Genomic DNA, 13,541 nt, shown 5'->3' with positions numbered 1-13,541 from the left:
GAGCCGGCCATGGACTTTACCTTTACCGATGATCAGCTCACGTTTCGCGAAGCCATCAGCCGTTTCCTGATGACCGAGGCGGCGCCCGAAATGCTGCGCGAGATCTGGGAAACCGATACAGGCCGCTCCGCTGACTTGCGCAACAAGATAGCCCAACAGGGCCTGACGGCATTGTCGGTGCCCGAACAGTTCGGTGGCCTGGGCATGGACGATGTGGCCTGGGCACTGATGACCCAGGAGCTGGGCTACTACGCCATCCCGGACTCGCTGGCCGACACGGCTTATGTGGTCACCGGGCTGCTCAACGGCCTGCCAGACGACAGCCCGGTCAAAGCCCGCCTGCTGCCGCGCATCGCCGATGGCAGCGTGCGCCTGGCTATCGGCCACCCGATCAACCCGTTGGTGCCTGATGCACCGCTGGCAGAGTGGCTGATCCTTGCCCAGGGCGATGAGGTGCATGCGGTGCCGCGCGCGCAGGTCGATGTGCAGGCCAACGCCAGTATCGATGCCTCCAGGCGCCTGGGCCTGGTGAGCTGGCAGCCAACACGCGACACCTTGCTGATCGGCGGCGAACAGGGGCGGGCCTTGTGGGCCGATACCTTGAACCGCGGCGCCTTGTCGGTTGCCGGGCAACTGCTCGGCCTGGCCCAGCGAATCCTCGACCTGTCGGTGGACTACGTGGCCCAGCGCAAGCAATTTGGTAAGCCGATCGGCAGCTTTCAGGCGGTCAAGCATCACCTGGCCGATATCGCCAGCAAGATCGAATTCGCCAAACCTGTGCTGTATCGCGCGGCCTATGCCTTGGCGCAGGGGGATCGCCGCGCCGATGTCTATGTATCGCAGGCCAGGCTGGCCTGTTGCGACGCCAGCTGGCTGGCGGCGCGCCACGGTATCCAGGTGCACGGTGCCATGGGTTACACCTGGGAGGTCGACCTGCAGATGTTCATGAAGCGCGTGTGGTCGCTGGACCCGTCCTGGGGCGACCGTGCCACCCATAAAACCCGCGTCGCCGCCTATGTGCTCAGCGATGAAGCCCGGCTTGGGCCGGGCGCCACCTTCGAGGACTGAGCCATGCCCCAAGCGTATATCGTCGATGCCCTGCGCAGCCCCACGGGCAAACGCAAAGGCAGTCTGGCCCACGTGCATGCCATTGACCTGGGCGCGCATGTGTTGAAAGCGCTGGTCGAACGCAACGCCATTCCTGCCCACGCGTATGACGACGTGATTTTCGGGTGTGTCGACGCCATCGGCTCGCAGGCGGGTGACATCGCTCGCACCAGCTGGCTGGCTGCCGGCTTGCCGCTGAACGTGCCGGGCACCACGGTCGACCGGCAGTGCGGTTCGTCGCAACAGGCGCTGCATTTTGCCGCGCAAGCGGTGATGAGTGGCATGCAGGAGGTGGTGGCGGTCGGTGGTGTGCAGACCATGACCCAGATCCCGATCTCGTCGGCGATGCTCGCTGGCCAACCGCTGGGCTTCAGTGACCCGTTTTCCGGCAGCAAAGGCTGGCAGGCGCGCTTTGGGCAGCAGCCGGTCAATCAGTTTTACGCCGCACAGCGCATCGCCGATCACTGGCAGATCAGCCGCGAAGACATGGAAGTGTTTGCCCTGGAAAGCCATCGTCGCGCCTTGGCGGCTGCAGAAGCCGGCTATTTCGCCCGCGAGATCGTTGCCTGTGAAGGCCTGGCCTTTGATGAAACGCCGCGGGTCAGCAGCCTGGAGAAAATGGCCAGCCTGGAGCCTGTGAGCGCTGAGTTCCCGTCGATCACAGCCGCCGTATCGAGCCAGACCTGCGATGCGTCCGCGGCCTTGCTAGTGGTATCGGAGGCGGCGCTCAAGCGCTACAACCTGACCCCCAGGGCGCGTATTCATCACCTGTCGGTGCTCGGCGACGACCCGATCTGGCACCTCACGGCACCGATTGCAGCCACCCGTGCGGCGCTCAAGAAGGCTGGCCTGCGCATGGCTGATATCGACCTTGTGGAAATCAACGAAGCGTTTGCCTCGGTGGTCATGGCCTGGGCCAAGGAGCTCGATTACGACCCGGCTCGCACCAACGTCAATGGCGGCGCCATCGCCCTTGGCCACCCGCTGGGCGCTACCGGTGCGCGCTTGATGACCACCTTGCTGCATTCGCTTGAACGCACCGGCGGGCGTTATGGCCTGCAGACCATGTGTGAAGGCGGCGGCCAGGCCAACGTTAGCATCATCGAACGGCTTTGAAGCTACCCACACTCAACAACAGGAAAATATCCTATGGGAATCTGTGCAGGTCGTACTGCGATCATCACCGGTGCCGGTGGCGGGCTGGGCCGCGCGTATGCGTTGGCATTTGCCGCCGAAGGCGCCAATGTGGTGGTCAATGACATTCGTCGCGAGGCCGCCGAGGCAGTGGTCGACGAGATTTGCTCCCAGGGTGGCCGAGCAATCGCCAACGATGGCGACATCACCACCCTGAGCAGCGCTCAAGGCATCGTCGATGCTGCATTGGCGGCGTTCGACGAAGTGCATGTTTTGGTCAACAACGCCGGGGTCTTGCGTGACCGCATGTTCATCAGCCTGTCGGAAGAGGACTGGGACATGGTGATGCGCGTGCACCTGAAGGGGCATTACTGCCTGGCCAACATCCTCGGCCGGCGCTGGCGCGATCAGGCGAAGGCCGGTATCCGGGTGGCGGCGCGTATTATCAATACCAGTTCCGGCGCCGGTTTGCAGGGCTCGATCGGGCAGTCAAACTATGCAGCGGCCAAAGGCGGTATCGCTTCCCTGACCCTGGTGCAGGCGGCGGAACTGGCCCGCTATGGCGTCACCGCCAACGCCCTGGCCCCGGCGGCGCGTACGGCGATGACCGAAAGCGCAATGCCGGACATGGTCAAGAAGCCCGAGGACGACAGCTTCGACGCCTGGGCGCCGGAGAACGTCGCACCTTTGGTGGTATGGCTGGGCAGTGAGGCGTCCGGACATGTCAGTGGCCAGCTGTTCGAGAGCCAGGGCGGCCGGATCTCCCTCGGTGATGGCTGGCGTACCGGCGTCACCCGCGACAAGGGGGCGCGATGGCAGGTCGCTGAACTAGGGGCGGCGGTCGATGCGATCCTCAGCGAAGCACCCAAGGCGCAAAAGGTCTGGGGTACGTGAGCGCAGCTTGATGCACAGGCGTCGGCATTACCGGCGCCTGCCTCTTTTTGCCTTGCCACAACCGACCCCGTCCGTTTTGACGATGTGCCTGCCCCCTGCGGCCTTTATACCTGTCGACAACCTGTTTTCTGTCAGAGGTATACCGCGTGAAACAAGCCCCTCCTTATGTGCCAGGCCACCAGTTGCTGGCTGGCAAATCCGTGCTCATCACTGCCGCCGCTGGCGCTGGCATCGGCTATGCCGTGGCCAAGCGCTGCGCCGAAGAAGGCTGCCGCGCCCTGATGATTTCCGATGTTCATCCCCGGCGCCTGGAGCAGGCGGTGGAACAGCTCAAGGCCGACACCGGCTTGCAGGCCGTGTACGGCCAGCTGTGCAACGTCACTGTCGAAACCGAGGTGCAAGCCCTGGTCGCCGCCGCCGAACAGGCCCTTGGCGGCGTCGACGTGCTGATCAACAACGCAGGCCTTGGTGGTTCCAGGCGGGTCACCGAGATGAGCGACGAGGAATGGCTGCGGGTAATTGATGTGACCCTCACCGGCACCTTCCGCATGACCCGCGCGATGCTGCCGCACATGGAGCGCCGAGGGAGCGGGGCGATCATCAACAACGCTTCGGTACTCGGCTGGCGTGCGCAGAAAGAGCAGGCGCACTACGCCGCCGCCAAGGCCGGGGTCATGGCGCTGACCCGCTGCAGTGCGCTGGAAGCCGCCGAAAGCGGGGTGCGCATCAACGCCGTGTCGCCGTCGATTGCCTTGCACGAATTTCTCAAGAAAGCCAGCAGCGAAGAACTGCTGGCCAAACTGGCCGATCGTGAAGCCTTTGGCCGCGCCGCTGAAGTGTGGGAAGTCGCCAACGTCATGATCCTCCTGGCCAGCGATTACGCCTCCTACATGGTCGGCGAAGTGCTGTCGGTCAGTTCACAACAGGCTTGAGGGCACCCCATGAGCACCCGATTCTGTAGCGCCGAGCAAATGCTCAAGGCCCAGGGCCTGGACCTGGGCGTCACCGACTGGCTGCAGCTGACCCAGGCGCGGGTCAATCTGTTCGCCGAAGCCACTGGCGATCAGCAGTGGATACATGTCGACCCTGAGCGCGCCGCCAATGGCCCGTTCGGGGCGTGCATCGCCCATGGCTACCTGACCCTGGCCCTGGCCAACCTGTTCATGCCGCAGTTGATGAGCATCGACAACATGGCCATGGGGGTGAACTACGGCACCGACCGCGTGCGTTTCCCCGCCGTGGTGAAAGTCGGTGCGCGGGTACGCGGCCGAGGGCAGGTCATCAGTGCCGAGCTGATCGGCAGCGCAGTTCAGCTGGTGGTGCGCATCAGCGTCGAGATCGAGGGCGCCGAACGCCCTGGCTGCGTGGTCGACACCATCAGCCGTTACACCTTCAATCCCGTCACCGAGTGAGGCTGTTCATGGACAAGCAAGACGTTGTAATCGTAGCGACTGCCCGTACTGCACTGAGCAAATCCTTTCGCGGCTCTTTCAACGACACCGAAGCCCCGGTGCTTGGCGGCCATGTGGTACGCGCGGTGGTCGAGCGTGCAGGTATCGAGCCTGGCGCGGTAGATGACGTGATCATGGGCGCTGCAGTACAGCAGGGCACCCAGGGCTACAACATTGGCAGGCTATGCGCCTACACCGGCGGTTTGCCCGACAGCGTGCCGGGCATGGCACTTGACCGGATGTGCGCTTCAGGGCTGATCAGTATCGGCATGGCGGCGAAGAACATTCTGCTCGGTGAAATGAGCATTGCCATCGGCGGCGGTGTCGAGTCGCTGTCGCTGACCCAGAACAAGCACAAGAACACCTACCGCAACCAGTCGGAGGCGGTGCTGGCGTGTATGCCAAGCGCCTACATCCCGATGATCGAAACCGCCGAGATCGTTGCCCGGCGCTACGGCATCAGCCGCGCGGCCCAGGACGACTACTCCCTGCAAAGTCAGCAGCGCACCGCGGTGGCCCAGCGCGATGGCCTGTTCGACGAAGAAATCGTACCGCTGCAAGTGCGCAAGCTGCGCTTTGACAAGGAAGGCCAGCCCGATGGCCATGAGCAGGTGGTTGCCGATCGCGACGAGTGCAACCGTCCTTCAACCCGCTTCGAAGACCTGGCGGCGTTGAAACCCGTGTGGAAGAACGGCCAATGGGTCGAGCAGGGCGAGTTCATCACCGCCGGCAACGCATCACAGTTCTCCGACGGAGCCTCGGCCGGCTTGCTGATGAGCCGCGCCGAGGCCGCCCGGCGTGGCCTGAAGCCGCTGGGGACGTATCGCGGCATCGCCGTGGCCGGCTGCGCGCCGGAAGAAATGGGCATCGGCCCGGTGCTGGCGGTGCCCAAACTGCTCAAACGCTTCGGTTTGAGCGTGGCCGAAATCGGGTTATGGGAAATCAACGAAGCCTTTGCCTGCCAGGTCCTGCATTGCCGCGACGCTCTGGGGATTTCTGCGGAGCGCCTGAACGTCAACGGTGGGGCTATTTCGATTGGTCACCCGTTCGGCATGTCGGGTGCGCGCATGGTCGGTCACGGCCTGCTGGAAGGGCGCCGTCGCGGCGTGCGCTACGTGGTCGTGGCCATGTGCATCGGGGGGGGCATGGGCGCGGCGGGCCTGTTCGAGCTGGACTGACCCGCGGTTCTGTCTATCGGCACCGGGTTAGGCCATTTGGACGATGTCCCGCAGGTCGAGCAGACGGACTATCTACACACCTCAGACACCGCGCCTGGGTGGCGCGGTGATTCACGACTACAAGAACAAGAGGGTGGACCGTATGTCTATTGTCGAGCGCCTGGATGTCGCTGCACGCAGTCGCCCATGCGCCAAGCTTATTGCCTATTTCGTGTGCATTACGGTCGCCGCAATCGTTGCGCTGGCATTTACCCCACGCGGCGCGCTGAACATCGCCCAGACAACGCTGAATACCGAGCGCATGCAGATAAACGGCCTGCTCAATCTGGGCAGCCGTCAGGTGGCGGTGGGTGAGCGCGGAACCATCCTGATCAGCGATGACCGCGGCCGCACCTGGCAGCAAGCCACGGTCGAGCCGCAACGCCAGATTTCCCTGACGGCTTTGACCGCGTTGAACCCCGAGCAATTGGTAGCCGTTGGCCAGGACAGCCTGATTCTGCGCTCCAATGACGCTGGCAGCAGCTGGCAAGAGGTCCAATTTGATGCCGCAGCAGGCGAGCCGTTGCTCGGTGCATGGGCGGCCGGTGGCGAGCAGGTCGTGGTATTCGGCAGCTACGGCAAGTTCTACCAGTCTGAGAATGCCGGACGCAGCTGGCGCGCGGTGGCGCTGGAGGTCGACCGTGCCCATCTCAATGCGCTGGATGGCGGTAGCGATGGCCGACGCATGTTGGTCGGCGAACAGGGCCTGGTCATGCGCAGCGCCGATAACGGGCAGCATTGGCAACAGTTGCCGGCATTCTATAACGGCTCACTGTTTGGCGTGGTTCGCCTGAGCGCCCAGCGTTGGGTGACCTACGGCATGCGCGGCCATGTGTTTGTGACCGACAACTTCGGTGAGCAGTGGCAGGCGATCAAGGTCGGCAATACCCAGCCGCTTTATGGCCATGTTGTGCTGCCAGACCACAGCGGCGTACTGATTGTCGGCGGCGGCAGCTCGATGGTGCGCCTGGACGCACAAGGCCGCTTGATCGGCACCACCCGGCAACCGGGGTTGGGCACCTTGACCTCAGCCATCGTGGTGGGCACCGATCAGTTGCTGGTAGCCGGTGAACGGGGCGTTTTCCAAGGGAACGGTAACAGCGTTGCCTCACTGGGCAAAGGAGAGCAAAGTCATGAAGTACGCTAAAGCGCGGTCCGGGCGCTTGGTCGAGCGTTGCGCCGACCTGCTGTTGGCACGACGCAAACTGCTGTTGACGGTATTCCTTTTGCTGACCCTGGGGCTGGGCTACAGCGCTACCCACACCCAGCTCGACCCCGGCTTCAACAAGCAGATCCCGGTGCGGCATGAGTACATGCTCAACTTCCTCGAATTCAGCCAGTACTTCACCGGCGCTAACCGCTTTCTGGTGAGCGTTAGATGGAAGGGCGAAGGCGACATCTACAACCCCGAGTTTCTCGACACGCTGCGCAAGGTGACTGACGATGTGTTCTTCATCAACGGCGTCAGCCGCGCCAGCGTAACCTCGCTGTTCACCGCCAACGTGCGTTACATCGAAATCACCGAAGAAGGCTTTTTTGGTGATGTGGTGGTACCGCCACGCTTCACCGCGAGCGCCGAAGACCTGGCTCAGGTGCGCAGCAACGCCGCGCGCTCCGGGCAGGTCGGGCGGCTGGTGGCCAATGACCTTAAGTCGGCGATGGTCCGTGCCGATTTACAGGACGTTGACCCACAAACAGGCAAATCGGTCAGTTATGTTGAAGTCGCCAAGCGTCTGGAGGACATTCGCGACAAGTACAGCAGCGATCAGATCGAGATCAACATTGTCGGTTTCGCCAAGCTGGTGGGTGATGTTGTCGAAGGGCTGATGACCGTGATCGGCTTTTTTGTCGTCGCCTTCCTGATCACCGGCCTGCTGCTGTGGCTCTATTCACGCTCGTTGCGCCTGACCGTAGTGGCGCTGTTGGTGGCTTTGCTGCCGGTGGTGTGGCTTTTGGGCTTGTTACCGCTGATGGGCCTGGGTATCGACCCGATGTCGATACTGGTGCCGTTCCTGATTTTTTCCATTGGCGTTTCGCACGCCGTGCAGATGACCAATGCCTGGAAACAGGAAGTGCTGGCCGGCAAGGATTCGCTGCAGGCGGCGCAACTGGCCTTTTGCAAGATCTTCATTCCTGGCTCCCTGGCGTTGCTGATGAATGCCTTGGGCTTTGGCGTGATCATGCTGATCGACATCCCTATCGTGCATGAACTGGGGGTCACGGCCTGTATCGGCGTGATGCTGATGATCATCACCAACAAGCTGATGTTGCCGATCATTATTTCCTACCTGCGCCTGGAGCGTAGTGTGCTGAGCAAGGAGTGCGTCCAGCAGCAGGGAAGGCACCCGCTGTGGTGGCGCTTGTCGGCGCTGGCCGAACCGCGCCCGGCCCTGGCGGTGCTGGCGCTCAGCCTGATGTTGCTGAGCGTGGCGGTGCTCAAGGCCCGGCAGCTGGAAGTCGGTGACATCGGTGCTGGCGCGCCAGAGTTGCGCGCCGAGTCACGTTACAACCAGGACAACACGAAAATTGTCAGCAGCTACTCCATCGGCCTGGATGTGCTGGCGGTGTTTGTCCGGGCTCAGGGGCTGGAAGAGGCGTGCCTGTCACCGTCGGTGATGCGTGCGGTGGAAGCCTTCGACTTCCAGATGCGCAGCGTCACCGGCGTGCAGTCGGTGCAGTCGGTGGCCGGCTTTGGCAAGACGGTGATTGCCGGCAACAACGAAGGCAACCCACGTTGGGCGGCCATTCCTGGGTCGGCCCGGGGCTTGAGTCAAGGTGCCCGTGCCTACATGCCCGAGGACGGCCTGGTGACCGATGGCTGCCAGCAGATGCAGATTCTGGTGTTTCTCACCGATCACGATGGCGCCACGGTCTCGCATGTGGTCCAGGAGGCCAAGCGGATCATTGCCCAGGTCCAGGTGCCGGAAATCAGGTTCTTTCTCGGCGGTGGCAATGTGGGGGTAATGGCGGCGTCCAATGATGCGGTCAAGCGCGCCGAAGTGCTGATGCTGGTGGCGTTGTTTGGCTCGGTGCTGTTGTTCTGCTGGTTGACCTTCAAATCGTTGCGCGCGGTGTTGTGCATCCTGGTGCCGCTGGCCATCGTGGCGGTACTGTGCAATGCACTGATGGCCATGCTTGGCATCGGGTTGAAGGTGGCGACCCTGCCGGTGATGGCGCTTGGGGTCGGCGTCGGGGTTGACTACGGCATTTACCTGTATGAGCGGATCCAGCACGAAATGGCCGAGGGCGCCAACCTGCGCCACGCGTTCTACCAGGCCATGTGCCAACGCGGAACAGCGGCCGTTTTCACTGCCCTGACCATGGCGATCGGGGTGTGCACCTGGGCCTTTGCACCGCTGAAATTTCAGGCCGATATGGGGGTCTTGCTATCGTTCATGTTTCTGGTCAATGTACTTGGGGCAATTTTCCTGCTGCCGGCCTTGGCCGCCTGGTTCAACCTCGGCAAACCCCTGGTTGCGGTCAAAGCGAACCGTGCAGCGCGCGCGCACGTGTTTGAATCATAACAATAAAAGCGGGCACGGCCTGGGCTGTGCCCCGCGAGGAGACGGGCGATGGGAAATTCCACCGTGGGGTTTGGAGCGCTGGCAGAAATGGGTATGGAGCTGGCTGAATATGACACGCTCATCGGCGAGTTCTATGACGGCTCGCTGAACCACAAGTTGATGGCCAAGACCTTGCGCCACGTACGCAGCCTGTATCAGGCCAATTACGTCACCTTGATCTTGCGAGTGCCAGAGCAACCTGACCTGGGCCTGATGATTGTCGTCGGTGACATCGAAGGCGAGGGGGAGGTGAGTTACTGGGCCTACCCACAAGCTGTTACCCCCTTCAGCAACCCGCCGATGGACCAGGTGTTCACCGTCGAAGACCTGATGACCGAAGCCGAGTGGGCCAATTCGGTCTACTACAAGACCTACGGTACCGTGCACGACACCTACCACATCATGGGTGCCGACGTTTCAACTCCCGATGGCGGCAAGCTGCGGTTTCGCATTACCCGGCCCAAAGCCGCGCCGAAATTCACCGCCTCCGAGCGCACCCTGTGTGAAATGATCCTGCCGCATTTGCGCCGTGCGATGCACCTGCACAACCTGCTCGATCGCAGCGAGTCGATCAGCGAGCTGTATGCCCAGGCCATCAGCCGCCTGTCAGTGGCCACCATCGTGCTTGACCAGAGTGGCAGCGTGCTGCGCCTCAACCCGGTGGCCAGCGAACTGCTGGAACAGGCGGACGGCCTGAAACTGGTGGGTGGGCGCCTTGAAGCCACCTATCCCAGCGACAACCGCGAACTGCAGCGCCTGGTACGCAATGCCTTCGCGCGTGACGTCAATAGCGAAAAGGTCAGCACTGCGGCCGAAGCGATGTCGGTGGCCAGGCCATCGGGCCAGGTCAACCTGGGGGTAGTGATCGAGGCCATTCCGACCCAGGACTGGGCCGAGGGTAAGAGCAAACCTGCGGTGGTGGTATACATCCGCGACGCGGTTGGCCGCTCTATGGCTAGCGAAACGGTAACCAAGCAACTGTTCAACCTGACCCGGGCCGAAACCGCACTGGCCATGGAGCTGGCTAACGGCCTGTCGCTTGAAGAGGCCGCCGAAGTATTGAATGTGCGCCGCAACACCGCACGGGCGCATTTGCGCTCGATCTTTTCAAAGACGGGTGTGCGCCGCCAGACGGAGTTGGTGCGCATCATTCTCAACAGTGTGGTTGCCTTGGGAAAGCCCAAACTGGCAGCACTGCCAAACGACAAGCCGGAAAAACCGGTGTTGAAGCTGGCCACCCCGGCGCGCAATAGCGCCTGACCTTCGCCCCGCTTACCCGAACGCCCCGGTCCTGTTTGCAAGGCCGGGGCGTTTTAGTCCGTGCGGACGATGTTGTGGGGTTTGCGCGGCACCAATACTAGCCAGCACCACCATTCAACAAGGAGCAACGTTATGCCAGTTACAGCGGTCAGCGGTTCTGCATCCGGTATCGGTGCGGCAGTCTGCCAGGCGCTACGCGCCGCCGGGCACCGCACCATCGGCATCGACCGGGCAAATGCCGAGGTGATTGCCGACCTGTCCAGCGCAAGCGGGCGCCAGGCCGCCATCAGTGAGGTGCTCGAGCACTGCGACGGGGTGCTCGACGGCCTGGTGTGCTGCGCCGGGGTCGGCTCCAGCGCGGAATCCAGTACTATCGTGTCGGTCAACTACTTTGGTGTCTGTGAGCTGCTTGACGGCCTGGCCGATGCACTGGCCAAAGGCGAAAGGCCAGCCGCTGTAGTGATCGGATCGATTGCCGCCACCCATGTGAACCCGGATCAGCAGCCGATGATTGCGGCCATGCTGGCCGGCAACGAAGCGCTGGCGCTGGAACACGCCAATACGTTGGGGCAGTCCCATGTGGCCTATGCCAGTTCCAAATACGCCGTGACCTGCAATGCCCGTAGCAAGGCGGTTGCCTGGGCAAAACAAGGCATACGCCTGAATGTGGTGGCGCCTGGGGCAGTCGAGACACCGTTGCACCAGGCGTCTCTGAACGATCCACGCTTTGCCAAGGCGGTCCGTGAGTTTGTCGCACCGCTGGGGCGCGCCGGCAACCCTGAGGAGATCGCCCAGGTCGTGGCATTCTTGCAGTCGACTCAAGCCAGTTTTGTCCACGGCACTGTGATGTTTGTAGATGGCGGTATGGATGCCATGGTTCGTCCGGCACGTTTCTAGCCTATGTACACGTGAGAACAACAATGACCAAAGTGGCATTCATTACCGGGGCAAGCCGCGGTATCGGGCGCGAGACGGCATTGGCCTTTGCCCGGGCCGGGTTCGATGTGGCGATCAGTGCCCGCACTGTTGAGGAGGGCGAAAGCACAGTGCATCGGCTGTGCGATGCCCAGGGCGTGCCCCTGGCGGGCAGCCTCAACAGTACGGCAGCCGCGATCCGCGCCTTGGGGCGCAAGGCGTTGGTGGTGCCTATGGATCTGCTCGACAGCGCCTCGGTACTGGCCGCCGGGCAGGCAGTACTGGCGGCGCTCGGGCGCATCGATGTGCTGATAAACAACGCCATCTACCAGGGTCACGACCTCAACAGCGCATTCATGTCGCTGCAGCCGCAGACCATGCAGCGGGTATTCCAGGGTTATGTGCTGGCGCCGCTGTTGCTGACCCAGACCGTGTTGCCCGGCATGCTCGAACGGGGCGCCGGGGTGGTGATCAACGTCACCTCCGGTGCCGGTGAAGGCGACCCGCCTGTGGCCGCCGTCGACGGTGGCTGGGGCTATGCGTACGGTGCCGGCAAGGCTGCGGTCTCCAGGGTCTCGGGGGTGCTTGCAGCCGAACTGGGCGAGCAGGGGATTCGCGCCTTCACGCTCAATCCGGGGGTGGTCACCACTGACGCGCTGAAGGCCACGATCGGTGAGAACGGCGTGCTGGCCATGCGCATCGGCACTGCGCCTCCCCAGGTGCCGGCAGAGGTGATGGTGTGGCTGGCCACCCACGATCAGGCCGCGCGCTTTCAACGGCGCACCATCGCCGCGCAGGCGTTTGCGCTGGAGCTCGGCATCGTCGCCAACTGGCGATGAACACTGGCTGAAGAAGTACTCGTGGTGCTCATCTAGTCCATGCGGAGGATGAGCACCGGCGGCTGCTCGGTGAAGATTGACCGGGCAAGTTACCGGGGATTTTCACACGAGGAACAATAACAATGACCAAGCTCGCAGCAATCAATGTCGAAACTGCTCTGGCCCCGCGCTTCGGCCGAGGCTGGCACTGCCTGGGTGAAGCGGCCGACTACCGTGATGGCCAGCTGCACACCCTGAATATCTTCGGCACGCGCTTGCTGGCATTTGCGACTTCCAGCGGCCAGATCAGCGTCATTGATGCCCATTGCCCGCATATGGGCGCTGACCTCTCGCGCGGCACCCTGGAAAATGACCGGGTGGTATGCCCCTTTCATCACTGGCAGTACGATGCCAGCGGCAAGTGCGTGGAGATCCCGTACTGCAAACGTATCCCGCCGAAAGCCAAGACCCACAGCTGGCTGACGTGTGAAGAAAACAACCTTCTGTTTGTCTGGAACAACCCGGAAGGCAAGGCGCCGGCAGACGGTGTTGTGATTCCTCATCTGCCGGAACAGGACAGTGACGAATGGCTGCACGACTGGCACATGGACAAGCTGATTATCGAGACCAACCCACGCGAACTGGTCGATAACCTGGCAGATGCCCAGCACTTCGGTCCGGTTCATGGCACGCCAACCAAGTATTTCGCCAACGTCTTCGAAGGCCACATTGCCCAGCAGATTTTCCATGGTGACTCCGAGCGCCTGGGCGGTGATCTGGTGGCCGAGTCGGCGTACTACGGACCAGCCACGCACTTTACCCGGATGCGGGCAGTTTTTGAGGGCATGGAGATCCACTCGATCCTGCTCAACTGCCATGTGCCGATCACCGCCAACAGTTTTGAGCTGCGTTTTGGCTGCATGGTGAAGAAAGTGCCGGGGTGGAGCGAAGAACAAAATCGGGAAATGGCCAAGGACTATGTGATGCGCAACCGCGAATCCTTCTACCAGGACGTGGATATCTGGGCGCACAAGATTCGGGTGAACAACCCGGTCCTGGCCGAAGGCGATGGCCCGGTCTATCAACTGCGTGAATGGTACGAGCAGTTTTTCATGGACGAAACCAGCGTGCCGGCCACCATGGCCGAGCGGCGCGAAATCATTACCGTCGGCCAGCGCTGAA

Annotated in this window: 12 protein-coding genes; all 12 read left to right on the top strand. The window is 62.4% G+C overall.

Translation table 11 applies throughout. The annotated features are described in order from the left end of the window. Positions 1 to 9: 9 nt before the first annotated feature. The 12 genes from CKW35_RS05870 to CKW35_RS05815 all read left to right on the top strand — a co-directional run bounded on the left by CKW35_RS05870 (position 10) and on the right by CKW35_RS05815 (position 13,540). The gene (locus CKW35_RS05870) at positions 10 to 1,068 is read left to right on the top strand and encodes an acyl-CoA dehydrogenase family protein (protein WP_016486853.1); all 1,059 of its coding nucleotides are present in this window, start codon (positions 10 to 12) and stop codon (positions 1,066 to 1,068) included. Positions 1,069 to 1,071: 3 nt separating this feature from the next. Then, positions 1,072 to 2,223: an acetyl-CoA C-acetyltransferase gene (locus tag CKW35_RS05865; protein WP_023049055.1), complete on the top strand. Its 1,152-nt coding sequence runs from the start codon at positions 1,072 to 1,074 to the stop codon at positions 2,221 to 2,223. Positions 2,224 to 2,256: 33 nt separating this feature from the next. Further along, a complete protein-coding gene (locus CKW35_RS05860; RefSeq protein WP_016486855.1) occupies positions 2,257 to 3,135 on the top strand; it encodes an SDR family oxidoreductase in 879 nt (292 codons plus the stop codon). Between the two features lie 146 nt (positions 3,136 to 3,281). Beyond that, positions 3,282 to 4,067, top strand: coding sequence for an SDR family oxidoreductase (locus CKW35_RS05855; protein WP_016486856.1), 786 nt, complete (start codon positions 3,282 to 3,284; stop codon positions 4,065 to 4,067). A 9-nt stretch (positions 4,068 to 4,076) separates the two neighbouring features. Then, positions 4,077 to 4,547: a MaoC family dehydratase gene (locus CKW35_RS05850; RefSeq protein WP_031312466.1), complete on the top strand. Its 471-nt coding sequence runs from the start codon at positions 4,077 to 4,079 to the stop codon at positions 4,545 to 4,547. Positions 4,548 to 4,555: 8 nt separating this feature from the next. Further along, on the top strand, positions 4,556 to 5,764 hold the full coding sequence (locus CKW35_RS05845; RefSeq protein WP_095115404.1) for an acetyl-CoA C-acyltransferase: 1,209 nt from the start codon (positions 4,556 to 4,558) through the stop codon (positions 5,762 to 5,764). Between the two features lie 142 nt (positions 5,765 to 5,906). Continuing rightward, positions 5,907 to 6,950 (top strand): YCF48-related protein, encoded by a 1,044-nt coding sequence (locus tag CKW35_RS05840; protein ID WP_016486859.1) that lies wholly within the window; start codon positions 5,907 to 5,909, stop codon positions 6,948 to 6,950. Next, positions 6,937 to 9,327, top strand: coding sequence for an RND family transporter (locus CKW35_RS05835; protein WP_023049060.1), 2,391 nt, complete (start codon positions 6,937 to 6,939; stop codon positions 9,325 to 9,327). Before CKW35_RS05840 ends, CKW35_RS05835 begins: the two co-directional genes overlap by 14 nt. A gap of 48 nt (positions 9,328 to 9,375) precedes the next feature. Then, positions 9,376 to 10,626: a helix-turn-helix transcriptional regulator gene (locus tag CKW35_RS05830; RefSeq protein ID WP_095115403.1), complete on the top strand. Its 1,251-nt coding sequence runs from the start codon at positions 9,376 to 9,378 to the stop codon at positions 10,624 to 10,626. A 132-nt stretch (positions 10,627 to 10,758) separates the two neighbouring features. Beyond that, complete coding sequence (locus CKW35_RS05825) at positions 10,759 to 11,523, top strand: SDR family oxidoreductase (protein WP_016486862.1); 765 nt, start codon at positions 10,759 to 10,761, stop codon at positions 11,521 to 11,523. Positions 11,524 to 11,546: 23 nt separating this feature from the next. Then, a complete protein-coding gene (locus tag CKW35_RS05820; RefSeq protein ID WP_095115401.1) occupies positions 11,547 to 12,380 on the top strand; it encodes an SDR family NAD(P)-dependent oxidoreductase in 834 nt (277 codons plus the stop codon). A gap of 122 nt (positions 12,381 to 12,502) precedes the next feature. After that, entirely contained in the window at positions 12,503 to 13,540 is a 1,038-nt protein-coding gene (locus CKW35_RS05815) for a Rieske 2Fe-2S domain-containing protein (protein ID WP_016486864.1), read from the top strand. Position 13,541 lies beyond the last annotated feature (1 nt).

The organism is Pseudomonas sp. Irchel 3F3 (assembly GCF_900187545.1).
Lineage (GTDB): Bacteria > Pseudomonadota > Gammaproteobacteria > Pseudomonadales > Pseudomonadaceae > Aquipseudomonas > Aquipseudomonas fortuita.
Note: the sequence above shows the minus strand (reverse complement) of the source record. Positions and strands in the feature narration are given on the sequence as shown.

Bases quoted from the DNA above. Each gene is read 5' to 3' on its own strand.
- CKW35_RS05870 (WP_016486853.1), top strand. From the start codon at position 10: ATGGACTTTACCTTTACCGATGATCAGCTCACGTTTCGCGAAGCCATC.
- CKW35_RS05865 (WP_023049055.1), top strand. From the start codon at position 1,072: ATGCCCCAAGCGTATATCGTCGATGCCCTGCGCAGCCCCACGGGCAAA.
- CKW35_RS05860 (WP_016486855.1), top strand. From the start codon at position 2,257: ATGGGAATCTGTGCAGGTCGTACTGCGATCATCACCGGTGCCGGTGGC.
- CKW35_RS05850 (WP_031312466.1), top strand. From the start codon at position 4,077: ATGAGCACCCGATTCTGTAGCGCCGAGCAAATGCTCAAGGCCCAGGGC.
- CKW35_RS05845 (WP_095115404.1), top strand. From the start codon at position 4,556: ATGGACAAGCAAGACGTTGTAATCGTAGCGACTGCCCGTACTGCACTG.
- CKW35_RS05840 (WP_016486859.1), top strand. From the start codon at position 5,907: ATGTCTATTGTCGAGCGCCTGGATGTCGCTGCACGCAGTCGCCCATGC.
- CKW35_RS05835 (WP_023049060.1), top strand. From the start codon at position 6,937: ATGAAGTACGCTAAAGCGCGGTCCGGGCGCTTGGTCGAGCGTTGCGCC.
- CKW35_RS05830 (WP_095115403.1), top strand. From the start codon at position 9,376: ATGGGAAATTCCACCGTGGGGTTTGGAGCGCTGGCAGAAATGGGTATG.
- CKW35_RS05825 (WP_016486862.1), top strand. From the start codon at position 10,759: ATGCCAGTTACAGCGGTCAGCGGTTCTGCATCCGGTATCGGTGCGGCA.
- CKW35_RS05820 (WP_095115401.1), top strand. From the start codon at position 11,547: ATGACCAAAGTGGCATTCATTACCGGGGCAAGCCGCGGTATCGGGCGC.
- CKW35_RS05815 (WP_016486864.1), top strand. From the start codon at position 12,503: ATGACCAAGCTCGCAGCAATCAATGTCGAAACTGCTCTGGCCCCGCGC.